Origin of the sequence: Microbacterium sp. ZW T2_14, from assembly GCF_044987405.1 — a bacterium.
Lineage (GTDB): Bacteria > Actinomycetota > Actinomycetes > Actinomycetales > Microbacteriaceae > Microbacterium.
Window position 1 is genome coordinate 50,014 of sequence record NZ_JBJDRK010000006.1, and the last position, 26,857, is coordinate 76,870.

The 26,857-nt window shown below is 68.9% G+C and carries 29 protein-coding genes and 2 pseudogenes; 16 read left to right on the top strand and 15 right to left on the bottom strand.

The features are described 5' to 3' along the window. The first annotated feature begins 155 nt into the window (after positions 1-155). Positions 156-1,940, top strand: a complete 1,785-nt coding sequence (locus ACI3KY_RS03485; RefSeq protein WP_404928812.1) for a Na+/H+ antiporter — start codon at positions 156-158, stop codon at positions 1,938-1,940. A 52-nt stretch (positions 1,941-1,992) separates the two neighbouring features. On the opposite strand, the gene ACI3KY_RS03490 is transcribed toward ACI3KY_RS03485, so the two are convergent. The 3 genes from ACI3KY_RS03490 to ACI3KY_RS03500 form a co-directional block, all read right to left on the bottom strand. Continuing rightward, on the bottom strand, positions 1,993-2,604 hold the full coding sequence (locus tag ACI3KY_RS03490; protein ID WP_404928813.1) for a TetR/AcrR family transcriptional regulator: 612 nt from the start codon (positions 2,602-2,604) through the stop codon (positions 1,993-1,995). An 84-nt stretch (positions 2,605-2,688) separates the two neighbouring features. Continuing rightward, complete coding sequence (locus ACI3KY_RS03495; protein ID WP_404928814.1) at positions 2,689-3,045, bottom strand: SPW repeat protein; 357 nt, start codon at positions 3,043-3,045, stop codon at positions 2,689-2,691. Between the two features lie 144 nt (positions 3,046-3,189). Then, entirely contained in the window at positions 3,190-4,218 is a 1,029-nt protein-coding gene (locus ACI3KY_RS03500; protein WP_404928815.1) for an LLM class flavin-dependent oxidoreductase, read from the bottom strand. 151 nt (positions 4,219-4,369) lie between these two features. On the opposite strand from ACI3KY_RS03500, the gene ACI3KY_RS03505 reads away from it, so the two are divergent. From ACI3KY_RS03505 to ACI3KY_RS03515, 3 genes are all read left to right on the top strand, one after another. Further along, positions 4,370-4,675 carry a monooxygenase gene (locus ACI3KY_RS03505; protein WP_404928816.1) on the top strand — a complete coding sequence of 102 codons (306 nt, stop codon included), beginning with the start codon at positions 4,370-4,372 and terminating at the stop codon, positions 4,673-4,675. Between the two features lie 121 nt (positions 4,676-4,796). Next, positions 4,797-5,288, top strand: a complete 492-nt coding sequence (locus ACI3KY_RS03510) for a bifunctional nuclease family protein (protein ID WP_404928817.1) — start codon at positions 4,797-4,799, stop codon at positions 5,286-5,288. A gap of 135 nt (positions 5,289-5,423) precedes the next feature. After that, positions 5,424-6,818 carry an FAD-binding oxidoreductase gene (locus tag ACI3KY_RS03515; protein ID WP_404928818.1) on the top strand — a complete coding sequence of 465 codons (1,395 nt, stop codon included), beginning with the start codon at positions 5,424-5,426 and terminating at the stop codon, positions 6,816-6,818. Between the two features lie 23 nt (positions 6,819-6,841). On the opposite strand, the gene ACI3KY_RS03520 is transcribed toward ACI3KY_RS03515, so the two are convergent. Then, positions 6,842-7,555 carry an MBL fold metallo-hydrolase gene (locus tag ACI3KY_RS03520; protein WP_404928819.1) on the bottom strand — a complete coding sequence of 238 codons (714 nt, stop codon included), beginning with the start codon at positions 7,553-7,555 and terminating at the stop codon, positions 6,842-6,844. Between the two features lie 93 nt (positions 7,556-7,648). Here ACI3KY_RS03520 and ACI3KY_RS03525 point away from each other — a divergent pair, with 93 nt between their 5' ends. Further along, on the top strand, positions 7,649-8,173 hold the full coding sequence (locus ACI3KY_RS03525; RefSeq protein ID WP_404928820.1) for a TetR/AcrR family transcriptional regulator: 525 nt from the start codon (positions 7,649-7,651) through the stop codon (positions 8,171-8,173). 63 nt (positions 8,174-8,236) lie between these two features. Here ACI3KY_RS03525 and ACI3KY_RS03530 read toward each other — a convergent pair whose 3' ends face one another. The 4 genes and pseudogenes from ACI3KY_RS03530 to ACI3KY_RS03545 form a co-directional block, all read right to left on the bottom strand. Continuing rightward, the gene (locus tag ACI3KY_RS03530; RefSeq protein WP_404928821.1) at positions 8,237-8,800 is read right to left on the bottom strand and encodes a dihydrofolate reductase family protein; all 564 of its coding nucleotides are present in this window, start codon (positions 8,798-8,800) and stop codon (positions 8,237-8,239) included. 70 nt (positions 8,801-8,870) lie between these two features. Next, a complete protein-coding gene (locus tag ACI3KY_RS03535) occupies positions 8,871-9,809 on the bottom strand; it encodes an RNA polymerase subunit sigma-70 (RefSeq protein WP_404928823.1) in 939 nt (312 codons plus the stop codon). A 33-nt stretch (positions 9,810-9,842) separates the two neighbouring features. Further along, positions 9,843-10,052 (bottom strand): annotated as a pseudogene (locus tag ACI3KY_RS03540) (aquaporin family protein); the annotation flags it as partial. A gap of 61 nt (positions 10,053-10,113) precedes the next feature. Next, on the bottom strand, positions 10,114-10,641 hold the full coding sequence (locus ACI3KY_RS03545) for a DUF1269 domain-containing protein (RefSeq protein WP_404928824.1): 528 nt from the start codon (positions 10,639-10,641) through the stop codon (positions 10,114-10,116). A gap of 413 nt (positions 10,642-11,054) precedes the next feature. Between ACI3KY_RS03545 and ACI3KY_RS03550 the strand changes: the two genes are divergently transcribed. After that, the gene (locus ACI3KY_RS03550) at positions 11,055-12,320 is read left to right on the top strand and encodes a chloride channel protein (RefSeq protein ID WP_404928825.1); all 1,266 of its coding nucleotides are present in this window, start codon (positions 11,055-11,057) and stop codon (positions 12,318-12,320) included. Between the two features lie 34 nt (positions 12,321-12,354). On the opposite strand, the gene ACI3KY_RS03555 is transcribed toward ACI3KY_RS03550, so the two are convergent. Continuing rightward, positions 12,355-13,548: an MFS transporter gene (locus tag ACI3KY_RS03555; protein WP_404928826.1), complete on the bottom strand. Its 1,194-nt coding sequence runs from the start codon at positions 13,546-13,548 to the stop codon at positions 12,355-12,357. A gap of 183 nt (positions 13,549-13,731) precedes the next feature. On the opposite strand from ACI3KY_RS03555, the gene ACI3KY_RS03560 reads away from it, so the two are divergent. From ACI3KY_RS03560 to ACI3KY_RS03575, 4 genes are all read left to right on the top strand, one after another. Beyond that, positions 13,732-13,935, top strand: coding sequence for a hypothetical protein (locus ACI3KY_RS03560; protein ID WP_404928827.1), 204 nt, complete (start codon positions 13,732-13,734; stop codon positions 13,933-13,935). A gap of 211 nt (positions 13,936-14,146) precedes the next feature. Then, a complete protein-coding gene (locus ACI3KY_RS03565; RefSeq protein WP_404928829.1) occupies positions 14,147-15,523 on the top strand; it encodes a TrkH family potassium uptake protein in 1,377 nt (458 codons plus the stop codon). After that, entirely contained in the window at positions 15,516-16,214 is a 699-nt protein-coding gene (locus ACI3KY_RS03570) for a potassium channel family protein (protein ID WP_404928831.1), read from the top strand. Before ACI3KY_RS03565 ends, ACI3KY_RS03570 begins: the two co-directional genes overlap by 8 nt. 310 nt (positions 16,215-16,524) lie before the next feature. Next, positions 16,525-17,043 (top strand): HPP family protein, encoded by a 519-nt coding sequence (locus tag ACI3KY_RS03575; protein ID WP_404928832.1) that lies wholly within the window; start codon positions 16,525-16,527, stop codon positions 17,041-17,043. A gap of 84 nt (positions 17,044-17,127) precedes the next feature. Here the strand turns inward: ACI3KY_RS03575 and ACI3KY_RS03580 are convergent. From ACI3KY_RS03580 to ACI3KY_RS03590, 3 genes and pseudogenes are all read right to left on the bottom strand, one after another. Further along, a pseudogene (locus ACI3KY_RS03580) lies at positions 17,128-17,457 on the bottom strand (MFS transporter); the annotation flags it as partial. Further along, positions 17,457-18,146 (bottom strand): aquaporin, encoded by a 690-nt coding sequence (locus ACI3KY_RS03585; protein WP_404928833.1) that lies wholly within the window; start codon positions 18,144-18,146, stop codon positions 17,457-17,459. The pseudogene ACI3KY_RS03580 and the gene ACI3KY_RS03585, both read right to left, overlap by 1 nt. After that, on the bottom strand, positions 18,143-18,493 hold the full coding sequence (locus tag ACI3KY_RS03590) for a metalloregulator ArsR/SmtB family transcription factor (protein WP_404928834.1): 351 nt from the start codon (positions 18,491-18,493) through the stop codon (positions 18,143-18,145). The genes ACI3KY_RS03585 and ACI3KY_RS03590 overlap by 4 nt, the downstream gene beginning before the upstream one ends. 85 nt (positions 18,494-18,578) lie before the next feature. Here ACI3KY_RS03590 and ACI3KY_RS03595 point away from each other — a divergent pair, with 85 nt between their 5' ends. From ACI3KY_RS03595 to ACI3KY_RS03620, 6 genes are all read left to right on the top strand, one after another. Continuing rightward, positions 18,579-19,892: an FAD-dependent oxidoreductase gene (locus tag ACI3KY_RS03595; RefSeq protein WP_404928835.1), complete on the top strand. Its 1,314-nt coding sequence runs from the start codon at positions 18,579-18,581 to the stop codon at positions 19,890-19,892. Continuing rightward, positions 19,883-20,401, top strand: coding sequence for a GNAT family N-acetyltransferase (locus ACI3KY_RS03600; protein ID WP_404928836.1), 519 nt, complete (start codon positions 19,883-19,885; stop codon positions 20,399-20,401). The genes ACI3KY_RS03595 and ACI3KY_RS03600 overlap by 10 nt, the downstream gene beginning before the upstream one ends. 324 nt (positions 20,402-20,725) lie before the next feature. Then, on the top strand, positions 20,726-21,625 hold the full coding sequence (locus ACI3KY_RS03605; RefSeq protein WP_404928837.1) for a metalloregulator ArsR/SmtB family transcription factor: 900 nt from the start codon (positions 20,726-20,728) through the stop codon (positions 21,623-21,625). A gap of 40 nt (positions 21,626-21,665) precedes the next feature. Then, complete coding sequence (locus tag ACI3KY_RS03610; RefSeq protein WP_404928838.1) at positions 21,666-22,076, top strand: arsenate reductase ArsC; 411 nt, start codon at positions 21,666-21,668, stop codon at positions 22,074-22,076. A 200-nt stretch (positions 22,077-22,276) separates the two neighbouring features. Further along, positions 22,277-22,633: an ArsR/SmtB family transcription factor gene (locus tag ACI3KY_RS03615; RefSeq protein ID WP_404928839.1), complete on the top strand. Its 357-nt coding sequence runs from the start codon at positions 22,277-22,279 to the stop codon at positions 22,631-22,633. After that, on the top strand, positions 22,630-23,271 hold the full coding sequence (locus tag ACI3KY_RS03620) for a cation diffusion facilitator family transporter (protein ID WP_404928840.1): 642 nt from the start codon (positions 22,630-22,632) through the stop codon (positions 23,269-23,271). Before ACI3KY_RS03615 ends, ACI3KY_RS03620 begins: the two co-directional genes overlap by 4 nt. A 591-nt stretch (positions 23,272-23,862) precedes the next feature. Here ACI3KY_RS03620 and ACI3KY_RS03625 read toward each other — a convergent pair. From ACI3KY_RS03625 to ACI3KY_RS03635, 3 genes are all read right to left on the bottom strand, one after another. Next, the gene (locus ACI3KY_RS03625; RefSeq protein ID WP_404928841.1) at positions 23,863-24,606 is read right to left on the bottom strand and encodes a phosphatase PAP2 family protein; all 744 of its coding nucleotides are present in this window, start codon (positions 24,604-24,606) and stop codon (positions 23,863-23,865) included. A 62-nt stretch (positions 24,607-24,668) separates the two neighbouring features. Beyond that, positions 24,669-26,081, bottom strand: a complete 1,413-nt coding sequence (locus ACI3KY_RS03630) for a sensor histidine kinase (RefSeq protein ID WP_404928842.1) — start codon at positions 26,079-26,081, stop codon at positions 24,669-24,671. Further along, positions 26,078-26,782 carry a response regulator transcription factor gene (locus ACI3KY_RS03635; protein WP_404928843.1) on the bottom strand — a complete coding sequence of 235 codons (705 nt, stop codon included), beginning with the start codon at positions 26,780-26,782 and terminating at the stop codon, positions 26,078-26,080. Before ACI3KY_RS03635 ends, ACI3KY_RS03630 begins: the two co-directional genes overlap by 4 nt. Positions 26,783-26,857 lie beyond the last annotated feature (75 nt).

Sequence of the window (26,857 nt, forward strand, 5' to 3'; positions counted from 1 at the left end):
CGTGCCTCAGTGTCCGCGAGGGACAATATAACTCCGAAGCGGGGAACGGTCGGAATGCCCGCGGATGCCCGGCGGTCGACGTCGCGGTCAGGGCGGACGGGAATCCCGTCGCCCTCGGTGCGGTTGGATGGTCATTGCACCGAAGGGAGCCCGCCATGAATGGACTCGAGGTCACCGTCCTGCTCGGAATCACCGTGCTCACCGGTGCCATCCTCGCCCCGAAGCTCCGAGTGGCCGTGCCGCTGCTGCTCGTGGTCGCGGGGCTCGCGCTCGGATTCATCCCCGAGGTGCGCGAGATCGCGCTGCCGCCGGAGACCGTGCTGCTGCTGTTCCTCCCGGTCCTCCTGTTCTGGGAGAGCATGACGACGTCGCTGCGGTCGATCATCCGCGACTTCCGCGGCATCGTCCTCATGAGCACGTTGCTCGTCGTCGCCAGCGCGTTCGCCGTCGCCGGCGTCGCCTATGCCCTCGGCCTGCCGTGGAACGCCGCGCTCATCCTCGGTGCAGCCGTGGCACCGACCGACGCGACCGCGGTCTCCGCGCTCGGACGCATGCTGCCGCGCCGCAACTTCATGAACCTCAAGGCCGAGAGCCTCACCAACGACGGCACCGCGCTCGTGCTGTACGGGGTCGCCGTGGGCGTCGCGGCGGGCGGCCAGTACACGCCGCTCGATGTGACGGGGTTGGTGCTGCTGTCGTATGCGGGCGGCGCGGCTGCCGGTGTCGCCGTCGCGGGCGTCGCATTCCTCGTGATGAGGCGCATCCGCAACACGCTGAATCTCAACATCGCGCTCCTCCTGGTGCCGTTCACCGCGTTCCTGCTCGCCGAGCTGATTCACGCGTCGGGTGTGCTCGCGGTGGTCGTGGCCGGGCTGATCGTGGCCTACATCACGCCGAGGATCAGCACGGCTGCGTCCCGCCGTCAGGCCGCCTGGACCTGGCCGCTCGGCTCGTTCCTCCTCAATGGCTCGCTCTTCGTGCTCATCGGCTTCGAGGTGCAGGCTGTGGCCCACGAGATTCCGGGCCGAGAGATCGGGTGGCTCGTGGTCATGACGCTCGCATCGTGGCTGGTGCTGCTCGTGGCGAGGTTCGTGTTCCAGACGACCTCGGTCATGATCATCCGTCTCCTGGATCGCCGGCCGTCGCAGCGACTGCGACGCACCACTTACCGGGCGCGGATCGTCAGCGCCGTCGCCGGATTCCGGGGAGCGGTGTCGCTGGCGATCGCGCTCTCGGTGCCGCTGACGACCACCTCAGGGGACCCGATGCCCGGGCGCGACGAGATCATCTTCGTCACGGCAGGGATCATCCTGCTGACCCTCCTGGTGCAGGGCCCGATCCTGCCGGCCGTCGTGCGATGGGCGCGGCTTCCCGACGACAGGGCGATGCAGGAGGAGCTCGAGCTCGCGGAGCGCGCGATCACGGGGGCGGCCCTCACGGCGATGAAGGAGCTCGCGCACGATCACGGCGTGAGCGAGGAGACCCGGGATCGCCTGACCCGCGACTACTACGACTACCTCGAGCGCGAGAACGAACGCGTGCTGGCGCGCGAGCAGGCCGAATTCGACCGCAAGATCGCCCACCTCGACACGATGATCGAGGGCGGGGCGGTCGAGGATGCGGCGGTCGACGCCGCGGCGACGACGCCGCCCGCCGTCCCGACCGGTGGTGCGCTGGGAGTCACGGACGGGGTGGGCGCGGCGGGTGCGGAGGAAGTTGCCACCGCGACGACCGTCCTCGCGCCGCCCGCGCGGCTGCCCTCACCGCGCGAGCGTGACGAGGAGTACTCGCGGCTGCGGATCGCGCTGCTGGACCGCAAGCGCGAGGTGCTGTACCGCTTGCGCCGAGAGGGCGCGGTCGACGACACCGTGGTGACCCGGATCCAGACCAGGCTCGACGTGGAGGAGCTGCGCATCACCGGCGTCGAGGTGCTGGACTGAGTCCGCGACCGGCGGGTGGGCCCCGCTCGTCCGCCGAGGCGAACGCGCGATCTCACTCCCCGGGCGCGTGCAGGCCGGCGGAGATGAGGTCGGCGAGCGCCGGCAGGTCGGCGGCATCGGTCGGACCGGCGAGCTCCTCATCCGCGGCCGGCGTGAGCCCCTCGTCCCCCGAGGGGGACGCCAGCGACGGGGTCGTGATGATCGCGACCCACGCTTCCGCAGCGACCCTCACACGACGCGCGGCGATCGGATGCAGGATGCTCGCGCCGAGCACCCGCTCGACGATCGTTTGCAGCTGGCTACGGTAGTCCCGCAGTCGCGCGCGGACCTCCGGGTGCGTCCGGTGCTCGCGCCACACGATGACGCGCCGCACCGCTGACTCGCCCTGCAGTTCGCGGAGCCTGCCCGTGACATTGAGCAGCGACTGGGCGGGGTCTCCTACCGCGATCAGCGCGGAGGTGTCGATGGGATCGAGGTCGAGCCGTTCGCCCATCAGCGCACGCAGCAGGTCGGTCTTGCTCGGGAAGTAGTAGAACAGCAGCCCCTTCGGCACCCCCGCTTTCTCGGCGATCGCGCCGGTCGGAGTGGCGTCGAAGCCGCGTTCGGCGAAGAGGCTCTCCGCGGCGTCGAGGATGAGGCCGCGGCTCTGCCGGTTTCTCGTCATCGCAGGTCCCCGTACGGGCGGCGGGGGCGTCGGCTGTGTCCGGCGCCCCCGTCTGGGCCGTGCACGTCTGTGCGCAAGCGCACGTCAGTGCGGGAGGGAACGGTCGTGCATGTGCATGGCCGGTCGGATGGCGAGCGCCGCAACGACGACTGCGACCGCTCCGCCGATCCAGCAGATCCACGCGCCTGCGTAATCCATGCCGGCGAAGCCACCCAGCCAGGGAGCGACGAACAGCACCGCGCCGAGCGCCAGCTGCACGTACTCCATCGCGACCATGCCCGGCATCGCGAGGTTCATGACACCGGCGACGATCAGCAGGATGCCGACGATCAGCATCCACGGCATGGAGGCGCCCATCGGCGGTATGAGCAGCGCCGCCACCGCGGCGACGAGGCCCACGACCACGGCGACCCAGTCCTCCCAACGAGTCCACTTGTTCATCGGAATCTCCTCCTTCGGAGACGGTGATGGCTCCCGATCGGGGGTCGACTCCACCGTATTCCTGACTGACCGACCGGTCAAGATCCCGCCCCACACGCCACAGCGTCGTCCGGCATGCCCGCGCGCACGCCGGACGGAGACCCCTCAGACGCGGGCGGGCTGCCAGCCGAGCGCGGGGGCGACGTGCTTCGCGAACGACTCGATCATGCGCAGATTGAACTCCACGCCCAGCTGGCTCGGGATGGTGAGCATGAGGGTGTCGGCGGAGGTGATCGCCGCGTCCTGCTGGAGCTGCTCGACGAGCTCGTCGGGCTCACCCGCGTAGGTCTTGCCGAAGGTCGAGCGGATGCCGTCGATGACGCCGATCTGGTCGCCGTCCTGCCGTCCACCGAAGTACATGCGTTCCTCGGCAGTGGTGATCGGGAAGATCGAGCGACTCACCGAGACGCGCGGTTCGCCCTCGTGACCCGCTTCTCGCCACGCGCCGCGGAAGGCGTCGATCTGCTCGGCCTGGAGAATGTCGAACGGGCGTCCGTCCGCCGAGGTGAGCAGCGTCGACGACATCAGGTTCACGCCCCTGCGGCCCGCCCACTCGGCGGAGTCGCGGTTGCCCGCGCCCCACCATACGCGGGACCGCAGCCCGGGGGAGTGCGGCTCGATGCGCTGCAGCCCGGTTCCCCCGCCGAAAGGCGATGACGCATCGCGCTCGGCAAGGCCCTCGCCCTCGATCGCGCGCAGGAAGAGCTCGAAGTGGTCGCGGGCGATGTCCGCGCCCCGTGGGTCGTCCGATCCGGTGTAGCCGAAGGCCTCGTAGCCGCGCACGACGGTCTCGGGTGAGCCCCGGCTCACGCCGAGCGCGAGCCGGCCGTCGGAGATGAGGTCGAGTGCCGCAGCCTCCTCTGCCAGGTACAGCGGATTCTCGTAGCGCATGTCGATCACGCCGGTGCCGACCTCGATGCTCCCCGTGCGCGCCGCGATGGCGGCGAGCAGCGGCATCGGCGACGCCTGCTGGCGGGCGAAATGGTGCACCCGGAAGTAGGCGCCGTTCACGCCGAGGTCGTCCATTCCCTGGGCGAGATCGATCGCCTGGTGCAGCGAGTCGGCGGCGCTGAGCTGCCGCCCGCCGCCCAGCGGGCCGTAGTGTCCGAACGAGAGGGTTCCGAATCGCTGCATGTCGATTGCAACGGTACGCCCGCGGCATCCATTCCGGTGAATGCAGTGCCGCTCCTACGTGCCGGCCGCGTCACGAGCCGTCACGGGGGAAGCGTTGTCGGCGCTTCGTGGTTGCCTGGTTTTCAGAGACAGGACGACGGAAGGACGAAGCATGGCACATCTCCTCGTGTTCGAGTTCCCCTCGCCCGGGCCGTTCGGCGCCGAGGCGGTCGCGGCGTTCAGCGAACTGGCCCACGACATCGCGGGTGAGAAGGGCCTCGTGTTCAAGGTGTGGACCGAGGATCCCGAGACCGGAGTCGCGGGCGGCGCGTACCTCTTCGAGACCAAGGAGGACGCCGATCGATACCTCGCGTTCCACAGTGAGCGACTGCGCAGCGTCGGCGTGACAGACATCGACGCGCGCAGCTACGGCGTCAACGACGGCCTCTCGGCGATCACCGGCATTCCGCCGCGCTGAGCACCATGTGAGGCGGGCACCGGTCCCACGCGCGCCACCCTCTGTCCGTCTGCCGCCGGCCGTGTCTACGATGGCCGGACAGAAGATCGCAGTGGGATGCCGCGGTGAGAGGAGGCGCGTCATGGTTCAGGTCCGCGTAGCCGGCGTCGCCCTCGACGCGTCAGGACAGCACGTGCTGCTGCTGAAGCCGGTGGATCAGATCCCCGGCGACGGCATGGTGCTGCCCATCTGGATCGGGCAGCTGGAGGCGACCTCGATCCTCGTGGCGGTGGAGAATGCCGATGTGCCGCGCCCGCTCGCGCACGACCTCATGGGCCTGATGCTCGCCGCGCTGGATGCGTCGGCGACACGGGTGGAGGTCACCCGGATCGAAGACGGCACCTTCTACGCCGAGATCACGATCTCGACCGCGCTCGGCGATCGCATCGTCGATGCGCGGCCGTCGGACGCCATCGCGCTCGCGTCGCGCGTAGGGGCGCCGATGTGGGTGGCGGACGAGGTCCTGGCGGAAGCGGGAGTGCCCGATGTGCTGACCGAGACCGATGCGTCCGAGCGTCTGGACGAGTTCAAGCGCTTCCTCGACGAGGTGGAGCCCGAGGACTTCGAGGGCTGACGAACCCGCCGCGGCGACGTGTATCTGGCACGCCGCGGCGTGCTCTTTCGTGGGGTGGCCCGCGCCCGAAGTGCGGGCGATGCTGACGGAGTCCTCTGGACGTGCCGTCGCGACCGTCTCCTCGAAAGGCAGTGCATGTCCCTCAACGATCTCGCCATCGACGTTCCCCATGCCGCGGTCGGCGCGGCCGCAGCAGAACTGCGCGCGGCGCTGGGCGCCCGCGTGGTGCTGCGCGATGACCCGGGCTTCGACGCCGCCCGGACGCCGTGGAACATCGCGGTGTCGCAGCATCCGTTCGCCGTGGCCCTACCCGAGTCCGCCGACGACGTCGTCGAGGTCGTGCGCGCCGCGACGCTCTGCGGGCTCCGCGTGGCGCCGCAGTCGACCGGCCACGCCGCCGGCGCCCTGGCCGACACCGACCTGACGCACACCGTGCTCGTCTCGCTCCGAGCCCTCCGCGGCGTGACCGTCGACCCCGAGGCGCGTACCGCCCGGGTGCTCGGCGGCTCTCTCTGGAACGACGTCCTCGAGGCGGCCGGGCCGCACGGACTCACGGCGCTGCACGGCAGCGCCGGCGACGTGTCGGTCGTCGGCTACACGCTCAGCGGCGGGCTCTCGTTCTACGCGCGTGCGCACGGCCTCGCCGTGAACGCTGTCCGCGCCGTCGAGGTCGTGACCGCCGACGGCGCGCTCGTGCGTGCGAGTGAGGACCAGCACCCCGACCTCTTCTGGGCGCTGCGGGGCGGCTCCGGCGCCTTCGGCGTCGTCGTCGCGATCGAGATCGACCTGCTCCCGATCGCCGAGGTGTTCGCCGGCATGCTGCTGTGGGACGTGTCGCGCGCTGCCGAGGTCGCCCACGCGTGGGCGCAGTGGACGGGTTCCGCGCCGGAGACGGCCACCACGGCGCTGCGGATCATGAACTTCCCGCCCCTGCCGCAGCTTCCGCCCTTCCTGTCCGGCCGGTCGGTGATCGTGATCGACGGTGCGATCGATGAGACGGATGCCGCGGCATCCGCTCTCCTGGCCCCACTTCGTGCGCTGCAGCCTGAGATCGATACGTTCGCCCGCATCCCCGCGGCCGCCGTCGTCGGCGTCCACATGGACCCGCCCGAGCCCACTCCCTCGGTCACCTGGCATGCGATGCTCGGCGCGCTGCCGCGGGAGGCCGTGGACGCGTTCGTCGCCGCCGCGCAGATTCCCGGGGTCTTCGTGCAGGAGGTGCGACACGTCGGCGGCGCGGTGAACCGCCGGCCCGTCGGAGGCGGCGCCATCGCCTCACTCGACGGCGAATACCTGGTGCACACCATCGGCATGGTGCCGGTGCCCGAGGCGCTTCCGGCCGTGACGGCTGCCGTGCGGGCCGGTGTGGCGGCGGTCGAGCCGTGGCGGATCGACGCCCTCGCGCTGACCTTCATCGACGCGCCGGGCGCCGAGCGAGCGGCGGCCTTCGGGCCGGCGTGGGCACGACTGCGGGCGCTCAAGCTCGCCTACGACCCCGCCAACCTCTTCGCGGCGGCACGCCCCGTCTGACCCGCGGTCCGGGGCGGCGCGGCTCAGGCCGCGCCGCTCCGCACGGCGGCCGCGACATCCGCAGGGGAACCCTGCCACGGCGCGCCGTGACCCGGAAGCACCCACGACGCGGACAGACCCGCGAGTCGGTCGAGCGATAAGGAAGCCTCCTCCGGGTCGTCGGTGAACGGTGCCGGCTGCATGCCCTCGTGGCCGGTGAGGACATGGCGCGTCGTGAGCGCGTCGCCGACGAAGACCGCGTCGACGAGGGGCACGTGCACCGCGATGCTGCCCGGGGAGTGGCCGGGCATCCCGACGATGACCGGCGAGCCGGGCAGGTCGAGGACGTCGCCGTCGTGGACCTCGACGACCTCCGACACGTACGTCGTGGGCATGGCCCGCTTGCGCAGCGCGTAGGCGAAGAAGCCGAGAGTCGGGCCGAGCTTCATCGGACCGCTCGCGACCTTGGGCTTCTCGCCGGTGCGTGCGCGCTCGGCATCCGCCTCGTGCACGTAGACCGGCACCGCGTGGTCGCGACGCAGGCGCTCGGCGAATCCGATGTGGTCGCTGTCGCCGTGGGTGAGGACGACACCCTTGACGTCGGCGGGGGTGAGGCCGAGGCCGTCGAGCTCGCGGACGAGGTCCTTCCAGTGGCCGGGAAGACCCGCGTCCACGACGGTGACGCCGTCGTCGGTGACGACGAGGTAGGCGGCGACGATGTCGTTGCCGATGCGGTGCAGGTGCGGTGCGAGCTTCATGACGCATCCTTCAGGGGTGAGGTGTCCGGGGTTGGCATGGCTACGATACGTAGCTATGATGGCTCATGTCAATAGCCATCGAGGGGATGCCGCATGCCGACGCCGGAACGCACGTCATACGCCGAGATCGTCGGGGCCGCGTCCGACCTTCTCGAGGAGTCCGGCCTCGCCGGGCTCACCATGCAGCGGGTCGCCGACCGGGTGGGAGTGCGCGCGCCGTCGCTCTACAAGCGCGTCCGCGACCGCGACGCACTCGTCGAGGCGGTCGCCACTGCCACGGTGGAGGAGCTGGCACGCAGGCTCGCGGCATCCGATCACTCCCTGGAGAGCCTCGCGCGCGTCTACCGGGATCTCGCGCATGAGCGCCCGGAGGGCTTCCGGCTGATGTTCGCCGCTGCCGCGCCGCAGGAACTCCTCGATCGTGCCGGTCTCATCATCGTCGACAGCGCTGCCGCGGTGGTCGGTGAGGCGCACGCGCTCGACGCGGCGCGGCTCGTCACCGCGTGGGCGACCGGGTTCATCCACATGGAGCTCGGCGGGGCGTTCCGTCTGGGCGGCGACGTCGACGCCGCCTTCGACTACGGGCTCGCCGCGCTGCGGAGGGGACTCGGCGCCTGAGGACTGCCGCGTCCCGCCCGCCACGCGTCCCGACCATCGGCGCTCGCCGTCGCGAGCAGCCGATCACCCCGCGGCACGCCTCACCCGGTGAACGGTCAGGCTCGCCGGGCCTACCAGCTCGGACGAGACGAGCTCGAGCTGCTCGGGATCGGGGAACAGGCGCCCGCCGGCCCCCACCGCGGTCGGGAAGGTGATGAGGCGGTATTCGTCGATGAGACCGGCGGCACGCAGTTCGCGGACGACAGACCCGCTGCCGATCACGACGACGTCCCGTGTCTGCACGGTGTCCGTCACCCAGTCGGAGAGCGGGCCGGCGATGGTGTGCGAGTTGCCCCAGGCGTCTGCGGGAAGCGGCCGGCGGGTCGCGACGGCCTTCTCGGCGCGGTTCATCGCCTGTGCGAACGGCGTCTCGCGCGGCGGCCAGAGCTCGGCGAAGTGGTCCCAGGTACGGCGCCCGAACAGCAGCACCCCCGTCTCGAGCATGCTGCCGAGCCGGAACTTGTCGCCGGCGACGCCCTCCGGGCCGTACCGCATCGCCCATCCGCCGAACGGCGTGCCGTCGCTGCCGTCAGGGTCCTGCACCACGCCATCCAGCGTGATGTACTGCACGACGATGACTCGTCCCATCCTGTCCTCCTTGTGAAGCGGGTTCATGAAGGAGATACGGATGGGATGCCGCGAACTCATCTCTGCGCGGCTATCTCTGCGCGGCGATCTCGTTCTCGAAAAGGGCGAACAGTCGAGGGTCCTGATAGACGAGCACGTGAGAGATCGCGCCGGCGCCGTCGCCGTCGAACAGCTGGACGGTGTGCGGCTCCCGTCCGTGCGGGGTGAGCCGATAGAGCAGGATGCCGAGCTGTCCGTTCGCAGAGATGGGCGTCGTCGTCCAGTCCGCGCCGCGGCGGACGAAGAAGTCGGCCATGAAGCGCCGGTAGGTGTCACGGCCGCGCGACCAGGCGGGCACCGGCGGCATCTCGAAGACGACGTCGTCGGCGACGAGGGCGGCGAGCGCTGCGACATCCGCCCGTTCGATCGCGTGCGCGTACCGCTCGACGGCCGTCGGGGCGAGGGGCTGAGGGCGTTGCGAGCCGGCGGCGATCGCGGATCGGGCGCGCTGCAGAGCGGAGTTCGCCGAGGCGACCGATACCTCCAGCGCCGCCGCCGTCTCGGCCGCCGAGAGCCCGACGAGGTCGCGGAGGACGAACGCGCCGCGCTGCAGCGGCGAGAGGGACTGCAGCATCGCGGTGACGGCGAGGCGCACGTCGCTGCGCCGCTCGGCGGTCCGCTCGACCTCGGATGCGCCGAGCCAGCCCGTGGGGGCGGGGGTCAGCCACGGCACGTCGAGGGAGGGCACCAGGGGTGCGCCGATCTCGATCCCCGGTTCCTGGAGGTCTCTCGGCAGCGGCCGGCGCGGCGCCTCGCGCAGCCGGTCCACGCACACGTTGCGTGCGATGCGATAGGCCCAGGTCGTCAGGCTCCCGCGTTCGGGATCGAAGCTGTCGCGGGCGCGCCAGATGCGCTCCATTGCGTCCTGCACAGCATCCTCGGCCTCGAACGGCGAGCCCAGCATCTGGTAGCAGAAGGCCAGCAGCGGGCGGCGGATGCCGGCGAGCTCGCCGTCCTCGATCGGTGCCACATCGCGAGCCTAGGGGGCGGCGATGCCGTGATGTCAACCGTGCGCGACGATCGGCTCGGGTGCCGCGACGGGGAACAGCGCGCGGACGACGCCCCAGCCCACGGCCGCCCCGACGATCTGGCCGGCGATGAACGGCAGCGCCGAGACCGGTGCGATTCCCGCGAACGTATCGGTGAACATGCGGCCGATGGTGATGGCCGGGTTCGCGAAGCTGGTCGACGACATGAAGAAGTAGGCCGCACCGGCTCGGAGATGTTCCACGACAGAGGCCCGGCGGTGGTCCGCCGGGCCCCTGCAATGTCAGCTACGAGTTGATCTGCTCGACGACGTCGTCGGCCGACTCCTCGATCGCCTTGCGAAGCTTGTCGTAGTCGTCGGAGTCGATCGCCTTGCTGATGCGCTTGTCCGCCCGGGTCAAGGCCTTCTCGACGTTGTCGGCCCACTTGTCGTCGACGACCGCGACGACAGCGGAAGTTCCGGGCGCGAGGTATTCGTCGACGTCGACGCCGAACTGCTTCTCTTCCCGGTTCTTCTTGATCTTCCCCAGGATCGCGCCGATGCCGGCGCCGACCGCGGTGGCCGCCAACAGCGGCGGGGCGAAGAGCCCGACGACCACACCGGCACCGGCGCCCCATGCTGCACCGTGGCCCACGGACTTGTCGCCGTGCTCCTTCCCCTGCACCTTGCCGTCCTTGTCGCGGACGAGCACCACAGCGCCGACGATCTCGTACCCGCCGGCGTCCTGCCCGCTTCGGAGCGCTTCGTAGTCATCCGAGGCCGACGCCGTGTCGTCGTACGAGCCCACTACCAATGCGAGATTCTGCGTACCCATCGATCTCTCCTCTTGTTGATCTCCGCCCGGGCCGGCCGGCCCGCGCGGGAGCCTGGGTCACCGGGGGGTGCTGTGATCCTATTGCCGGCCTGACGCACGTGCGAGGGTCCAACGGGTGAATTTCTCCGCATCGTCGTGTCGTGGACAGGGTCGAACGGGTACTGGCATCCTGGTGCGCACGCGACCTGATTCCTCGCACCGGTCGCCCGAGCGGGCGGAGTCCCCATGACCGAGATCGCGACGAGCCCGCGGATGTCCATCTCGCGGATTCCGCGGCACCCTACGGGCCCCGCCGTGTCGCCCGACATGGACGGGGTGCCGGCAACGTGAGTGCGCATCAGCCGCCGGCGGACGGGCCCGCTGCGGGCGCGCCTGCCGGGCAGCCGACGCCGCCGGCGGCACGCGATGTTCCCGTGGCGGAAAGCGGAGACTTCTGGCTGCTGCTCGGCGTTGCTGCGCTTCTCGGGGTCTTCGGCGGGCTGTTCGGTCTGTTCTTCATGTGGCTGCTCCATCTCGGTCAGAGCTGGTACGCGTATTCCAGCCCGGGTTGGATGGGGGGTCATTGGTGGTGGGTCGCGCTGACGGCCGCTGCCGGGCTCGTCATCGGGCTGCTCCGCTGGGCCACACGCCTGCCGTTCAAGACACCAGGATTGATCGCGGACCTGCAGGACCAGTATGTGAACCCGCGCCTCGTGCCCGGCATCCTGCTCGTTTCGACCGCCTCGCTCATCGGCGGGGCGAGTCTCGGTCCCGAAAAGGCGCTGGGGTCGGCCGGCGGCGGTCTCGGCCAATGGCTGGCGGCGAGGCGTCGACTCGATGACGATGCGCGCGGCGCCACGACCCTCAGCGGAATGGCCGGAGCCTACGGCGGACTCTTCTCCAGCCCGATCATCGTCGTGATGATGATCGTCGAGCTGGCGCGGCCGGGCGGAGCGAAGCTCACCAGGGTGCTCGTCACGTCGATCCTGTCGGCGAGCATCAGCTTCGGCGTCTACTTCGCTGTCGCGGGGACGGTCTTCCTCGACCTCTACGAAGTTCCGTCGTTCTCCTACGAGAACTGGTACCTCTTGGCGGGGGTGGGCATCGGACTGCTCGCGGCGGTTGCGAGCTCTCTGCTCGGCCTGATCGTCACTGTGTCGGGCAAGCTGTTCGACAGGCTGCGGCTCCCCGACATCGTCAAGTCGATCGTCGGCGGCGTGCTGTTCGGCGTCGTGGGGGTGATCCTTCCGCTCACGATGATGACCGGCACCGATCAGCTCGGCGTCGTGCTGAAGGAAGGGTCGGCTCTCGGCCTCGGACTGATCGCCGCTCTGGTGATCGCGAAGATGATCACCATGGGAGTCAGTCTCGGCAGCGGCTTCATCGGCGGCCCGATCTTTCCGTCACTCTTCATCGGAGGAACGGCCGGGGTCGCATTGCACCTCGCGGTGCCGAGCCTCCCTCTCGGCCTCACCTTCACGTGCATGCTCGCGGCGGTCGTCGGCGGGTTCGTGTCGGCGCCGTTCGCGATGGTGCTCTTCGCCGCTTTCACGACGCAGATCGGTGCGCTCAACACCACGCCGGTCCTGGTCGCGGTGATCACCTCTTTCGTCACCGTCCAGGCGGTCCAGTTCCTCCTCGCCAGGCGGGTCAAGCGCCGCACCGACGCCGCAGCCGCTGCCCCCGGGAGAGCGGCCTGATCCCGACGCGAGCTCCCTTGAGCTGAGCTCGAGGTCAGCCGGCTTTGGTCGGCGTGAGCCTCACGCCGAGCGCTATGGCCAGGGTGGCAGCGGCCAGAGCAGCCAATCCGATCGAGAGGGTGGCTGCGGTGGCGACTGCGCCCACGAGAAGCGGTCCCGCGCTGTCGCCCAGTTCGCGCCCGAGCTCGGCCGACCCCATCGTTCGACCCATGCGTTCGTGGGGCGTGGAGTCGGCCAGGGCGGCGAACGCGAACGGTGTCGTGACGCCGATGCCGGCACCGATGAGCACCGCCGCTGCGTAGAGGCCGACGGGTCCCCAGGGTGCGGCCGCGACCAGAACGCCCGCCGCCATGACGACCAGCCCGGTGACGGTGCCGGCTCGATCGGAGAAGGTCCCGCGGTCGCGGAGGGAGCCGAGCCACGGCTGCACGAGGGTCAGGGTCAGCGCGAGCACGGACGCGATCGCGACGGATGCGACCATCCCTGCGCCCCCCTCCACCGCCAGCGCGGGCAGAAAGCCGATCGATGCACCCAGCACGGCAGTGGACGTCGCCAGAGCGAGGGTGGGAATGACGAAGCGGCGGTCGGTGGTCTGCTTCACGAGGTCGACCACGGTGTACCGCGCCCGGGGCAGGGGAGCGAGGGAGGGCAGCGCAACGGCGACCCACACTGCGGTCACTCCTGCGGCCACGGCGAGCACGACGAAGAGCAGCGGCATCCCGCCCACGCCGATCAGGAGCGCGGCGAGGATCGGTCCGAGCATGTAGCCCAGGCTCTTCCACGACCCGTAGCGTCCGAAGTAGCGCCCCGTGCGTCCGGGGCCCGCCAGGCGGGCCACCGATGCGGACGCGGCAGGAGAGAACGCCGCGGCCGCCGCGCCCTGTCCGAGTCGTGCGGCGGCGAGGAGGAGCGCGTTCTCCGCACCCAGCCCGAGCAGCGAGAGGACTGCGAAGGCGACGAGACCCCCCACGATGACCGGTTTCGGTCCGATACGGTCCGAGAGCGCGCCGAACACGGGTTTGAGGAGCACTTCCGCGATGTCGTAGAGCGCGAGCAGGACGCCGATCCGCAGCAGGCTCAGGCCGATGTCCTCGCCCGTCGCACCCAGCGCCGCCGCAACGCTGAACGCACCGAAGGCCGTGACGAATCCGGCGGCATAAAGAGGCGCCAAGCGCGCGGGCGCCGTCTCCGCCGGCTCGGGCAGTTGGGGCTTCGAGGGAACGGACACGCTCGATCGTACGGCCCGACGGCTCGCCGGACGCGCCGGCTGCGCAACAAGACGGCGCCGGACGCTCACTGGGGTTCGTACGCGTGGCGCCGCTGCAGCCTGAGCGATCATCGGCGAGGATCATGACAGCTCGCAGATGGCAAGCCCCTCCCGCCGCGCGCGGCCCTGGCGGAGCCTCGCTCTATGAGTCACCCAGACGACATCAAGCAGCCACTGGACGACCTGCCGCCGCTGGAAGAGCGCGACAAGGCGATCGAGATCGAAGAGCCGCACTATCCGGGCACGGATCGGCCGGCCGAGTCTTCGGCGGTCGGCCCGGCGACGGCGGCGGAGCCGGACCGACCGGGCAGACACGGCCTCGACAAGCCGCCCACGAGCGGCGCGTGAGCAGGTCCCCGCGTTCCAAGGACACCGCGGGCGTGCGGCACTCGATGCTCTCGACGCGATACTCGTGGGCGGTGTTCGTCAGCGCAGTTGACGGTCCGACTCGGCGTCGGTGGGCGCTCGTCTGACCGCCGCCATCATCGGCGGAGAGGCGGTCAGCGGTCGAGGCCCGGGGGTTCCCACCACCGAGGAACTCTCGCGCTACAGTTCGGGGGTGAGCAGCCGCGTACATTCCGAGCGCGCGCAGTTCGTCCGATCGAGCCGGCGCTTCCGGCTGCACCCTGCCCAAGCGGTGGTGACCGGGTTCGGCATCGCCGTCGCGGCCGGCACGATTCTGCTCATGCTGCCCATCTCGAAGGTGGGCCCCGGCGGCGCGAGCTTCATCCAGGCGCTCTTCACCTCCACGAGCGCAGTGTGCGTCACGGGTTTGACGGTCGTCGACACAGCGACCTTCTGGACCCCGTTAGGGCAGGTGGTGATCCTGGCGCTGATTCAACTCGGCGGCCTCGGGATCATGATCTTCGCGTCGCTCATCGGCTTGGTGCTGGCTCGCAAGCTGTCGGTGCGCGCACGGCTGAACACCGCCGCCGAGGCGAAAGCAGTCGGGTTCGATGACGTGCGCGGGCTCGTCCGCGGCATCGTCGTCATCTCCTTCGCCATCGAAGGCGCGACGTTCCTCCTGCTCTTCCTCCGCTTTCTCTCGGCCTATGGCTACACCGTGGGCGAAGCGGCGTGGTACGGCGTATTCCATGCGGTGTCGTCGTTCAACAACGCGGGTTTCGCCCTGTACAGCGACAACCTGATCGGATTCGCGCAGGACCCGTTCATCTGCTTGCCGATATGCGGGGCGATCATCCTCGGCGGACTGGGGTTCCCGGTCATCGTGCAGCTGCGCAAGGAATTCCGCCGCCCACTGCACTGGTCGATGAACACCAAGCTGGTCCTGTGGGGCACCGCCGTGCTCCTGATCGGCGGCACGGCATTCATTGCGTTGCTGGAGTGGAACAATGCGCGGACCCTCGGCGAGATGGATCCCTGGGGTCGCGTACTCACCGCGTTCTTCCAATCGGTGCAGACCCGCACCGCGGGGTTCAATTCCGTCGATATCGGGGCGTTGCACGACGAGACCTGGCTGGGAATGGACGTGCTGATGTTCATCGGCGCGGGTCCAGCCGGAACAGCGGGCGGGATCAAAGTCACGACCTTCGCCGTGCTGTTCTTCATCATGATGACCGAATTGCGTGGTGAGGGTGCGGTCAACATCTTCGGCAAGCGCCTCTCGCGGGCTGTGCACCGCCAGGCGATCACGGTCGTGCTCATCGCGGTTGCGGCGGTCGTCGCCGGAGCCGCACTTCTGATGCTTCTGACGGGAGAGAGTCTCGATCGTGCGCTGTTCGAGACCGTCTCGGCGTTCGCCACGGTCGGTCTCTCGACGGGCATCACGGCGAGCCTCTCCGCTCCTGCACAGCTGGTCCTGGTCGTCCTCATGTTCCTCGGCCGTCTGGGCCCGTTGACCCTCGGCTCCGCGATCGCGCTGCGCGACCGGCGGATCCTGTACGAATACCCGAAAGAGAGGCCCGCCGTTGGCTAGATTCCCTCTGCTCCGTGGTGACACCTCGCGCCGCATCGCCGAGGCCGATTCGGTCGCGGTGATCGGGCTCGGCCGGTTCGGCAGCGCCCTCGCACTCGAACTGGTCAGTGGTGGGACGGAGGTGCTCGGCATCGATGCCGACGAAGAGCTCGTGCAATCGCTCAACGGCGAGCTCACCCAGGTCGTCCGCGCTGATTCGACCAGGTACGAGGTGTTGAAGCAACTCGCGGTCGATGAGTTCGACCGGGTGGTCGTGGCTATCGGCGGCGACATCTCCGCGTCGATCCTGACCTGCTCCGTGCTGCTGAGCATGAACATCCCGGTCATCTGGGCCAAGGCCGTCGATGATCGACACGGATTGATCCTCGAGCAATTGGGGGTGCATCACGTGATCTACCCCGAGAAGGACATGGGTCGCCGTGTTGCGCACCTCGTGCGCGGTGCGGCGCTGGATTTCATCGAGGTCGCACCGGGTTACGCCTTGGTGAAGGCACCGGTGCCATCGACCATCCAAGGAATTCCGCTGGGCGAGACCGGGCTGCGCAAGAAGCACGGCGTCACCATCGCGGCGTACCACCACGACAGCGGTTCGTGGACGAACGCCGACAACACGACAGTCCTGCAAGCGGGCGACACGATCCTCGTCGTCGGCCCGACGCGGGATGCTGAGCGCTTCGCCCAGTTGCGCTGATACCGGGCAGGGGGCCGTCCGCGACGGGATCGCCATCGGCACGCTGAACGGTTGAGGGACATGCGCGTCCGCATGGCAGCCGTCTCGTGCAGTATTCGCAAGGTGCGTGCGCCGTGGGCTCGGATGATTCCACACCCGCATGTCTTTGTCCACGGGGATGCCCGCGCTCGGTTCACCGCCGAGACTCGCCGATGAAGGAGGAGACAATGGTCGACCGCATCGCCGAGATCCGCGGAACCCGCGCCCCATTCGCGCAGCGCGAGCGATGGCCGGTCCGGCTCGCCGCCCCGCAGGCTCTTCAGGTCGCACGATGACCGCCCGCCCGGGCCCCCGGATGCGCGCGAACCGTGCCGGGGCGAGCGGCTATGCCGCCGGACTCAGCCTGGTCGTACTCGCCCTGACCGGCGCGGTGGGCCTCGCCCTCAAGCAACCCTGGCTGTTCCCCAGCCTCGGCCCCACGGTCATGCTGTTCTTCGAGTCGCCCGAGAACGAAGCCTCGCGCCCGAAGAACGCGCTCGTGGGGCACGCCGTCGGTCTGGTGGCGGGCGCAGCGTGCTTCTACGCTCTCGGCCTCAGCGGCCAGCCTTCCGCACCTGATGGTGGTCTGACCGTCTCGTACGTGGTGGCCGGCACGCTATCGGTGGCCATCACGACGCTCGTGCTCACGCTGCTGAAGACGCCTCACCCGCCCGCAGGAGCGACCACGCTCATCGTGAGCCTCGGCATCCTCACGCAGCCGCCGCAGCTGCTCGCGATGGCGGGCGCCATCGTGCTCGTCACACTCGCCGGGTGGGCACTCAACACGCTCCTGCTGGGTCGCGAGCGCTGACCGAAATCTGCCAACCGCTTGCCGGCGCGGGTCGTGCGGCCCGATGGATCCGGGGAAGGCGGCTTGGTAGAGCAAGGCGGATTGGGCGGCGCCGCACAGGATCCACCCCGCAGTGAAGACCCAGATCGTGGGTGCGGCGGCTGCGCCGATCAGTGCGACGGTTCCGACGACGGCGCCCATCACCATGATGCGTCTCGGATGTCGATCCAGCCGATGTCCGACGGGGATCGCGCACAGGGCGGACGTCAGCAGCCCCAGGGTGATCGCGACGAAGACTGCATCGTCGTTCCATCCGGTGTCGTCGGCGATCGCCGGGGCCGCCACCAGCACGGCGTAGTACATCACGCCCCATGCGACGATCTGCGCGAGCGCGAGCGCCGCCAAGCGTCCACCGCTGCGGGGAGGTCGCTCCATCAGCCCCGTGCGACGGCCGGCTCGGGCACCGCAACCGGGAAGAGCAGCCGCACGGTCGCGAACCCGAGTGCCGCGCCGACGAACTGTGCTCCGATGAACGGCAGCGCCGATGCCGGAGCGATTCCGGCGAAGGTGTCGCTGAACATGCGCCCGATGGTGATCGCGGGGTTCGCGAAGCTCGTCGACGAGGTGAAGAAGTAGGCCGCGCCGATGTAAGCGCCGACGGCCGGGGCGGCAAGGTGCGATCGCCCCGTCCGCACGAGCGCGAAGATCAGAAGGATCAGCCCGGCTGTCGCCACCACCTCCGACAGCAGCAGCGGCCACGAGGAGCGGTCCGTCGTGCTCCAGGCAACCGCGCGGGCCGCGAACATGACATTGGCGAGCACCGCGCCCGCGATGCATCCGAGCACCTGTGCTGGCAGGTACACGGCTGCCGTCGTCCAGGTCCGTCGGTGCAGGGTGATGTCGACGAGGGTCACGACAGGGTTGAAATGCGATCCCGATACCGTCGCGAAGACGAGGATCAGCACCGCGAGGCCGAGCGCGGTTGCGAACGCGTTCTCGAACAGCTGCAGCCCGACATCCGTGGGGGAGAGCCGCTGCGCGGCGATGCCAGACCCGATCACGACGGCGGCGAGTCCCGCGCTGCCGAGGAATTCACCGGCGGCGGCGCGAACGGTGTGCGTCACGATGCGACGAGGAGCTGTGAGACGCGGTCCAGCGCGCCGGGTACGAGCTTGAAGTAGGCCCACGTGCCGCGCTTGCTTCGGGTGAGGAACCCGGCCGTCGTCAGGATCTTCAGGTGGTGCGACACCGTGGGCTGGCTGAGCCCGACCGGCTCGATCAGATCGCACACGCATGCTTCGGAGTCTTCCGAGGCGGCCACGATGGACAGCAGGCGCAGCCTCGCCGGATCGGCGAGTGCTTTCATGGTGGTGGCGAGCTGTTCGGCCTCCGCTGCGGAGAGCGGCTCGCGCACCAGGGGTGCGCAGCAGGCGCCGGCGGTGACGTCCGTCACGTCGAGCATCGTGGTCATACATCGAGAGTAGTCGATATTGACAGACGTCGATAGATGGGGTCACAATCGTATCGAAGTTCATCGATATCCGTTGGAGGATGCTGTGACCCTGCTCGACCTGACACCCCGCGTCTCTGAGGCCAGTCGGCTTTCGACCCTGCCCGTCGTGATCATCGGCGCTGGTCCGATCGGTTTGGCGGCTGCTGCGCATCTGGTCGAGCGCGGCATCGACTTCGTCGTCTTCGAGGCGGGGGATGAGGTCGCCGCAAGTGTGCGCTCATGGGGACACACCCGCCTGTTCTCTCCGTGGAAGCACCTCGTGGACCCCGCATCCCGCCGCCTGCTGGAGGAGCGCGGCTGGGAACTGCCCGACCCGGATCGTGCACCGACAGGAACGGAACTCGTCGAGAAGTACGTCGCACCTCTCGCGGCGCTCGACGAGATCGCCCCGCAGATCCGCACCGGCGTCCAGGTGATCGGCGTGACGCGCGAGGGCATGGATCGCACCCGCACGGCGGGCCGCGCCGCAGCGCCCTTCGCCGTGCGTATCCGAACCGTGAACGGCGACGTCGAGGATGTCGCCGCCCGCGCCGTGATCGACGCCTCGGGCACCTACCTCTCCCCGAACTCCCTCTCCTCCAGCGGCCTCGAGCTGCTGGGCATGTCCGACATCGCTGCACACGTGACTCCGGCACTCCCCGACGTTCTCGGAAGGGATCGCGCGCAGTTCGCGGGACGGCGAGTCACCGTGGTCGGAGCGGGACACTCCGCCGCGAACACGCTGCTCGCACTGGTGCAGCTCGCACGGGAGGAAGCCGGCACCAGCGTGACCTGGCTCATTCGCAACGCGAAAGTGGTGCGCGTATCGTCCTCGCCGGGCGACGAGCTCATCGGACGGGCAAACCTCGGAAGCCGCGTCGACCGCGCCGTCGAGCGTGGCGACATCGCCCTCGTCGACGGCTTCGAGATCATCCGTGCGCGCCGCACCGGCGACGCCGTCGAACTGGTCGGCCACCGGGGCGGCGAGGTGGTGGACCACGAGACCGATATCGTCGTCAATGCCACCGGATTCCGGCCGAACCTCGACATCCTCCGAGAGATCCGGCTCGATCTCGACGAGATCGTCGAGGCGCCCAGGCGTCTCGCGCCGCTCATCGACCCGAACGTCCACTCGTGCGGGACGGTCGAGCCGCACGGGTTCCGGGAACTCACCCACCCGGAGCAAGGGTTCTTCATCGTCGGAATGAAGTCGTACGGCCGGGCGCCGACCTTCCTGCTGGCGACCGGATATGAGCAGGTGCGCTCGGTGACGGCGTGGATCGCCGGCGATACCACGTCCGCGTCGAACGCCGAGCTGGTTCTCCCGGCCACCGGCGTCTGCTCCACCGACGCCGCCAACGGCGGTGGATGCTGTTGACCGAGGTCCGCGAGATGACGCCGGCGGACTGGCCGACGGTCGAGAAGATCTACGCGCAGGGAATCGACGACGGCGAGGCGACCTTCGAGGTCGCCACCCCCACCTGGCAGGCTTTCGACGGAGGGAAGCTGCCGGGACTGCGGTTCGTGGCACTGGACGCGGGCGGAGTCGTCATGGGCTGGGTGGCGGCATCCGCGGTCTCGTCGCGGCCGGCATACCGCGGCGTCGTCGAGCACTCCGTGTACATCGACCGCAGCGCCCGCGGCCAGGGCGTTGGCCGCCTCCTGCTCGATGCCCTCATCAGCGCCGCTGAGAACTCCGGTGTCTGGACCATCCAGTCGAGCATCTTCCCGGAGAATGCCGCAAGCGTCAGGCTCCACGAGGCGGCGGGATTCCGCGTCGTGGGGCGACGTAAGCGCATCGCCCAATCCGGAGCCGGCCCGCACGCGGGCAGCTGGCGCGACACACTGCTGATCGAACGGCGAAGCTCCACTGTGCAGAGCGACTGACGATGGATGCCGCAACCATCCGCCGCTACCTCAGCAGACCCCGTCTGACCGTCCTGGAGATCGTCGACGCCGGCGGCGCACGCGACGCCGACGACATCGCGCGGTCATGGCTGGAACGCCGACCATCGCTCTCGCCTGCTCACGCACGACGGTTGCCGAGGATCGCGGGGCAGCTGTTGTGGCAGTTGGCGAACCTCGAGTGGATCGAGCGTTCGGACGGTAGGTGGGTGGTTACCGATCTGGGGCGATCCGTTCGAGACCTGCACCCCGTGGTGACCTGACCTTCGCCGTCTCGAGGCTGGCAGAAGAGATAGACTGCGATCTATGAGTACGCCCGGCGATCTCAGTTCCTTGGCGGATCCCACACGCGCGCGCATTCTCCGCCTGATCCGCGAGTCCGAGGAGGGTCGAGCGCTGGTCGGCCGGCTCGCCGAGGTGCTGGGGCTTCGGCAGCCGACCGTCAGTCACCACATGAAGGCTCTGCACGAAGACGGCATCGTCGTACGAGAGCCCGACGGGCGCCGCGTCTGGTACTCGATCGCCGCAGACCACCATGACCGAATCGATGCGCTGCTCGGCGGGGCCATGTCTGTCACCGAGCCGGACCTCGAGCGCATCGCGAACGATCTGACTCTTCGCTTCCACGGAGTCTTCAGTCCCGAGAGCGTCCATGCCGCGGTCGTCGATAGTCATGACCTGCTTGCGAGCCGGTCCCGGTCGCCGATGATCGCGAGTCGGACGGCATCGTTCGCGGCTGCCCGCCTCGACGCGATGAAGCAAGTCAGCGGGCGTCCGAGCGCTACTCCGACCGTGCTCTTCGTGTGCGTGCAGAACGCCGGCCGCTCGCAGATCGCCGCCGGGATCCTGCGCCAGCTCGCCGGCGACCGAGTGGCCGTGAGGACGGCCGGTTCCCAGCCGGCGAGTGATGTCCGTCAGGCCATCGTGGCGACTCTCGACGAGATCGGCGTTCCGCTCGGAGGAGAGTTTCCCAAGCCTCTCACCGACGAAGTCGTGCGCGCGGCGGACGTGGTCATCACCATGGGCTGCGGCGACGCATGCCCGATCTACCCTGGCCGGCGCTACCTGGACTGGGATCTCGAAGACCCGGTCGGGAAGTCGCCCGCTCGGATTCGCGCCATCCGGGACGACATCGAAGCGCGGGTGCGGGAGCTGCTGAACGATCTCGTCGCCGATCGTTCATCTGCCGGCTCCCAGATCAGATAGATCGTGGTCTATGCTTCTCGAAAGAGAAGGCGAGACCCCGATGACTGGCAAGCCCACCGTCCTCTTCGTCTGCGTGCACAATGCGGGCCGTTCGCAGATGGCCGCCGGCTACCTCCGTGCGCTCGGCGGCGACGATGTCGAGGTGCTCTCGGCTGGTTCTGCGCCGAAGGACACCATCAACCCCGTCGCCGTCGCGGCGATGGCAGAGGAGGGGATCGACATCGCGGGGAACACTCCGAAGGTGCTGACCGTGGATGCGGTCCGGGAGTCCGATGTCGTCATCACGATGGGGTGTGGCGATGCGTGCCCGATCTTCCCGGGCAAGCGCTACGAGGACTGGGAGCTGGACGACCCGGCGGGCCAGGGTATCGAGGCGGTTCGCCCGATTCGCGACGAAATTCGCGGGCGCGTGGAGTCGCTGCTCTCCGAATTGACCGGCCAGCCCCGGTAGACCGTCGCCGTCGCCGGGTCCTACGCGACCGAGCGGTCTGGGCGGAACGCACAGCGGACTCTGCAAGAGCGATCGAGGGGAGCGGAGTCTCGTCACCGCGCCGCCGCACTCGAGTCGTTGGAGCGACGCGAACGGTCTCAGCAGCTGTGGCCGCGCACCTGGTCCCTTTGACAGTACAGTGACGGCTGTATAGTCGTGCTGTGCTCACGATTGCTAGCCGCCTTGATGTGATGAACCGGCTGGGTCGTGCGATGGCGGACCCCACCCGATCCAGAATCCTCCTGACGCTGTTGGACGGCGCGAACTATCCGACGATCATGTCGCGGGAGCTGGAGCTGACCCGGGCCAACGTGTCGAACCACCTCACCTGCCTCCGCGACTGCGGCATCGTGGTTGCAGAGCCGCAGGGCCGCCAAACGCGCTACGAGATCGCCGACGTTCATCTCGCACAGGCGCTGCGCAGCCTGATCGAGGTCAGCCTCGCTGTCGACGAGAACGCGCCGTGTATCGACGAGTCCTGCGCCGTCGCCGGCTGCTGTGCGGGCGGCGACCGTTGAGCGCGCCCGTCTCCGAGCAGCGGCGCCAGGTGCTGCATCGTCGGGTGCGGTTGATCGTCGCGTTCACCATCAGCTACAACATCATCGAAGCGATCGTCGCGATCTGGGCCGGTTCCATGGCCTCGTCCGCCGCGCTGATCGGCTTCGGGCTGGACTCCGTGGTCGAAGTCCTCTCTGCCGCCGCGGTGGCCTGGCAGTTCACCCGCAAGGACCCGGAACGGTGGGAGAAGCCCACCGTCCGTGCCATCGGCATCGCATTCTTCGCCCTCGCCGCGTACGTCATCGTCGACGCCATCCTCACTCTGACCGGGATCGAGGAGGTCGATCACAGCCCGCTCGGCATCGGCATCGCGACCCTCAGCCTCATCGTGATGCCCGTTCTCGCCTGGTTCGAGTTCCGCACCGGACGCGAGTTCGGCTCCAGGAGCGTCCAAGCTGACGCGAAGCAGCTCCTTCTCTGCGTCTACCTGTCCGGCACCGTGCTCATCGGGCTTCTCCTCAACACCCTGTTCGGGTGGATGTGGGCTGATTCCGTCGCCGCACTGGTCGTCGCCGGCCTCGCCATCCGAGAGGGCATCGAGGCATGGCGTGGCGAGGTCGAATCGCCCTTCGGGACTCTCGACGAGGACGACGACTGACGACACTCGGCAGCCGATGAGCGAGGGACGTCCGTCGGTGGTCCGCGGTCGGGGGATTTCAAACTGGTCGCGATCCTCTGAAAACACCGGGATCGCAGGTGCGGAGGATGAGGATTCGAACTCCCATTTTCTGAGGGGCGAATGAGGCGTTCTGCCGCGTATTTCCGCGGTGTTCCCGAACTCGGATGCCGGTGCACCACCGTCTTCGGCGCACCACCCGCGTCCCAGGTGGTCCACGAGCGGGCTGCGCGTCGTGGGTGTCGGCGTGATCGGGGTCATCGCGGGGCCCGTTCGCGGGGTGGGTCATCCAGGACCTGATTGGCATTGCATTCGTGACTGGCGGGGGCAGATTCCCGCTGGAGATCGGCGTCCTCATCGGCAACCTGATGCCCGTCACGGCCGTCGTTACCGCCGTTCTCGTCGACCGGAACTCCGCCAGAAGGAGGCGAGCGGGCGCAGTGCCGCGGGACTTCGGATCCGCCGGCCCGTGAGCGGCTACGCCCCCGCGAGCCCGGCGTGCGCCGCGCGGCGTGTACCCGCCGGGCGGCCTCCCGCGCTTCCCGCGGTTCGCCGCGTGCTTGCTGTGGCTCGCTAGTGGGTGCTGTCTCCGGACTGCTCGATCCGCGCTGCGGGAGTGGCGACCTTCACCCAGATCGGCGGATGTGGTTTGCGGCGCTCACGATAGAGCACGAATGCAAACGGGGCCCAGATGATCACCGCAAGTCCGACCCCGACGAGCAACCCGCCGACCGTGTCCGATATCCAATGCGCCCCGAGGTATGTGCGGCTCAGCATCATCAGCACGGTGTAGGCGGCCCCCACGATCCACACCCATGTGCGCCAGAAGATGATTCCCAGCGTCGTCGCCATGAGCGCTGCATTCGCGCTGTGGCCGGACGGGAACGAACCGACGTCGGCGGTGACGAGGATATCGGTCGGACGCGGACGACCAATGAGGTTCTTGATGACGAGCACCACCAGCGCGCTCGCGATGGTGGCACAGACGAAATACAAGGCCGCCCACGGCCTTCGCCAGAGAAGCAGGCCGGCGATGATGACGAGCGGAACAAGAGCGATCCCGCCGACGCCCCCGCCGAGCCAGTTCAAGAAGAGGGCGAGGCCGGTGAACACCGGCACGCGCGCCTCGACCAGCTCTCCCATCCACTCCACCTCGAAACCGAACGGCTTGTCCGCCTGCCGATAGAAGATCACCGCGCCGAGCAGGACGACCAGCAGCAGTGCGGCAACTGCGGAGACCACCCACCACAGGCGAGCGATCTTCACCGGCGCGGGCGCCGGCCCGTCGACCAGCTCCGAGACGTCTTCGTCATCCATGCGTTGATCGTACGTTCAACGGTCGCGGCGACGGCGAACACGACGACCCCTATCGACCAATCTCACCCGGTCAGAGGTCCTTCGCTCGGCCCACTCCCATTGCCGCTGACCCGAGTCGGGGCTTGGGGAATGGTGACGGTGACGGTGAAGCCGCCTGCCGGCCGGTTTGCCAGTTGCACCTGCCCATCGGCGGTCGAGACGATTGCCGCGACGATGGCGAGGCCTAGTCCGCTGCCACCGGTCGCGTCGCTTCGGTGCGTGTCCGGGCGTGAGAAGCGGTCGAAGGCGACGGGGAGGAAATCTTCGGGCATCCCGGGGCCCGAGTCCTCGACTGTCAGGCAGATGCCGCCAGTTTCGCGTGTCAGGTGGGCGTGCACCTCTCCGGATTTCGGAACGGCGCGCAGGGAGTTGCCCACGAGGTTGTCGATCACCTGGGAGAAGTTCATCGTCGAGATCCGGTAGTGACTCGGGTCGTCCGTGTCATCGACGTCGAACGCGACGGAGATGTCTTTGTGCAGCGCCAGCAGGCGGGCACGGTCGGATGCCGCGCCGAACTCGGCCACGATCGCGCTCCACGGTGCCGATTGGGCGTCCTGTCCGGCCTCCAGCGCCGACAGGACGAGGAGGTTCGTCGTGAGTCGCGCCAGCCGGTCGACCGAGTGCTCGGCCTGCTCGAGGTCGGCTTTGAGCGCCGTCGGGTCACCCTCACTGAGGTGGGCCAATTCGAGCTGCGCCTGCAGTGCCGCGAGGGGGGTGCGCAGTTCGTGGCTCGCGTCGGAGACCATCTGTTTCTCCCTGGCCGCGGTCTCACGAACGTTCGTGATGAACGAATTGAGGGTGACGGCGAGAGCAGACAGCTCATCGTCCGCGGGACCGACGGGCAGGGGGTCGGCCGATTCGGTGGCCTGGAGTGTCTCCGCGCGCCGGCGCATCCGCGTGACCGGCCGGAGGGCGGCGGTGGTGAGCAGCCAGGAGGCAAGCCCGAACCCGACCAGGAGCACAGCCGCACCGATCACGAGCGCGTACGTGACGTTGGTGAGGACGATCTCCGTCAGCCGCTGGTCGCGGGTGGCGACGACGTGCCAGTCGCCCTCGGGGGTGGTGACGGTGCGAACGATCACGAGGTAGTTCGCGCCCGCTCGTGTGATGAAGTGCGAGCCGTCGTCCAGCTGGGTGAGCTCGTCCATTCCGGCTTCGAGCGCGCCCGGGATGTTGCTCACGACCGAGTGACCGTTGGAGTCGACGACGGCGACGTGCTGCTCCCCGCCCGGTGGGTCGATCTCGTCGGGGTGAGCCTTGATCTGGGTCAGGTAGGGGGTGGTTGCGTCGTAGAGGAGCTTCTTGTCGGAATTGATCTGCACCTGCGCGGTCTCGAACCGGAAGGCGACCGCCGCGCCCGTCAGCAAGACGGCGGCGACGGCGACGCTGCCGAGGGTGATCCTCCAGCGGATAGAGAGTCGTCGAAACCATCTCATCCTGAGACCGCCGCGAAGTAGCCGACCCCGCGAACCGTGACGATTGAGACGATGCTGTCCCGCGCTGCGAGCTTCTTGCGCAGAGCGCTGATGTACTGCTCGACGATGTTCGGGTCGATGTGGGCCGCGGACCCCCACACCGCCTCGAGCAGTTGCGTGCGGGTAGCGGTGGCTTCCAGGCGGGTGATGAGCTCGCGTAGCAGCATGAACTCGTTCGGGCTGAGGGCGAGCGACTCACCCGCGACGTACCCTTTGCGCGACTGAGAGTCGAGCGTGAGGTCGCCGGCGGTGACTTCGGCCCGGTGCGCGGCAGGATCGCGCCGGATGAGAGCACGGATCCTCGCTGCCAGTTCTGCGAAGCTGAAGGGTTTGGTCAGGTAGTCATCGGCTCCGGAGTCCAGTCCAGTCACGCGGTCGTCGACCGCGTCCCGCGCGGTCAACAGGATGATCGGCAGGGCGTTCCCGGATTCGCGGACGTGGCGGCACACTTCGAAGCCCGACATCTGCGGGAGCATCACGTCGACGACGGCGAGGGCGAACTTCCCGGCGGCCGCGTTGATCAGCGCATCGACTCCATTGGCGACCAGAGCGGTGCGGTACCCCTCGGCGCGGAGGCCGCGTACGAGCGCGAGTCCCATCTGCTCGTCGTCTTCGACGATGAGGATCGACTTCGCCGCCGCGGCGGCGGGCGACGTGTTCATAGCGCTGCGACAGCCCGCGCCGGTGGTCGCGTGATGTGTCGCATGACCACAAGGTAACCCCGTCGTCCCGGGCGG

Excerpts from the sequence above, each read along its gene's own strand:
- ACI3KY_RS03485 (WP_404928812.1), top strand. The coding sequence starts at position 156 with ATGAATGGACTCGAGGTCACCGTCCTGCTCGGAATCACCGTGCTCACC.
- ACI3KY_RS03490 (WP_404928813.1), bottom strand. The coding sequence starts at position 2,604 with ATGACGAGAAACCGGCAGAGCCGCGGCCTCATCCTCGACGCCGCGGAG.
- ACI3KY_RS03495 (WP_404928814.1), bottom strand. The coding sequence starts at position 3,045 with ATGAACAAGTGGACTCGTTGGGAGGACTGGGTCGCCGTGGTCGTGGGC.
- ACI3KY_RS03500 (WP_404928815.1), bottom strand. The coding sequence starts at position 4,218 with ATGCAGCGATTCGGAACCCTCTCGTTCGGACACTACGGCCCGCTGGGC.
- ACI3KY_RS03505 (WP_404928816.1), top strand. The coding sequence starts at position 4,370 with ATGGCACATCTCCTCGTGTTCGAGTTCCCCTCGCCCGGGCCGTTCGGC.
- ACI3KY_RS03510 (WP_404928817.1), top strand. The coding sequence starts at position 4,797 with ATGGTTCAGGTCCGCGTAGCCGGCGTCGCCCTCGACGCGTCAGGACAG.
- ACI3KY_RS03515 (WP_404928818.1), top strand. The coding sequence starts at position 5,424 with ATGTCCCTCAACGATCTCGCCATCGACGTTCCCCATGCCGCGGTCGGC.
- ACI3KY_RS03520 (WP_404928819.1), bottom strand. The coding sequence starts at position 7,555 with ATGAAGCTCGCACCGCACCTGCACCGCATCGGCAACGACATCGTCGCC.
- ACI3KY_RS03525 (WP_404928820.1), top strand. The coding sequence starts at position 7,649 with ATGCCGACGCCGGAACGCACGTCATACGCCGAGATCGTCGGGGCCGCG.
- ACI3KY_RS03530 (WP_404928821.1), bottom strand. The coding sequence starts at position 8,800 with ATGGGACGAGTCATCGTCGTGCAGTACATCACGCTGGATGGCGTGGTG.
- ACI3KY_RS03545 (WP_404928824.1), bottom strand. The coding sequence starts at position 10,641 with ATGGGTACGCAGAATCTCGCATTGGTAGTGGGCTCGTACGACGACACG.
- ACI3KY_RS03560 (WP_404928827.1), top strand. The coding sequence starts at position 13,732 with ATGAGTCACCCAGACGACATCAAGCAGCCACTGGACGACCTGCCGCCG.
- ACI3KY_RS03575 (WP_404928832.1), top strand. The coding sequence starts at position 16,525 with ATGACCGCCCGCCCGGGCCCCCGGATGCGCGCGAACCGTGCCGGGGCG.
- ACI3KY_RS03590 (WP_404928834.1), bottom strand. The coding sequence starts at position 18,493 with ATGACCACGATGCTCGACGTGACGGACGTCACCGCCGGCGCCTGCTGC.
- ACI3KY_RS03600 (WP_404928836.1), top strand. The coding sequence starts at position 19,883 with ATGCTGTTGACCGAGGTCCGCGAGATGACGCCGGCGGACTGGCCGACG.
- ACI3KY_RS03605 (WP_404928837.1), top strand. The coding sequence starts at position 20,726 with ATGAGTACGCCCGGCGATCTCAGTTCCTTGGCGGATCCCACACGCGCG.
- ACI3KY_RS03610 (WP_404928838.1), top strand. The coding sequence starts at position 21,666 with ATGACTGGCAAGCCCACCGTCCTCTTCGTCTGCGTGCACAATGCGGGC.
- ACI3KY_RS03625 (WP_404928841.1), bottom strand. The coding sequence starts at position 24,606 with ATGGATGACGAAGACGTCTCGGAGCTGGTCGACGGGCCGGCGCCCGCG.
- ACI3KY_RS03630 (WP_404928842.1), bottom strand. The coding sequence starts at position 26,081 with ATGAGATGGTTTCGACGACTCTCTATCCGCTGGAGGATCACCCTCGGC.
- ACI3KY_RS03635 (WP_404928843.1), bottom strand. The coding sequence starts at position 26,782 with ATGAACACGTCGCCCGCCGCCGCGGCGGCGAAGTCGATCCTCATCGTC.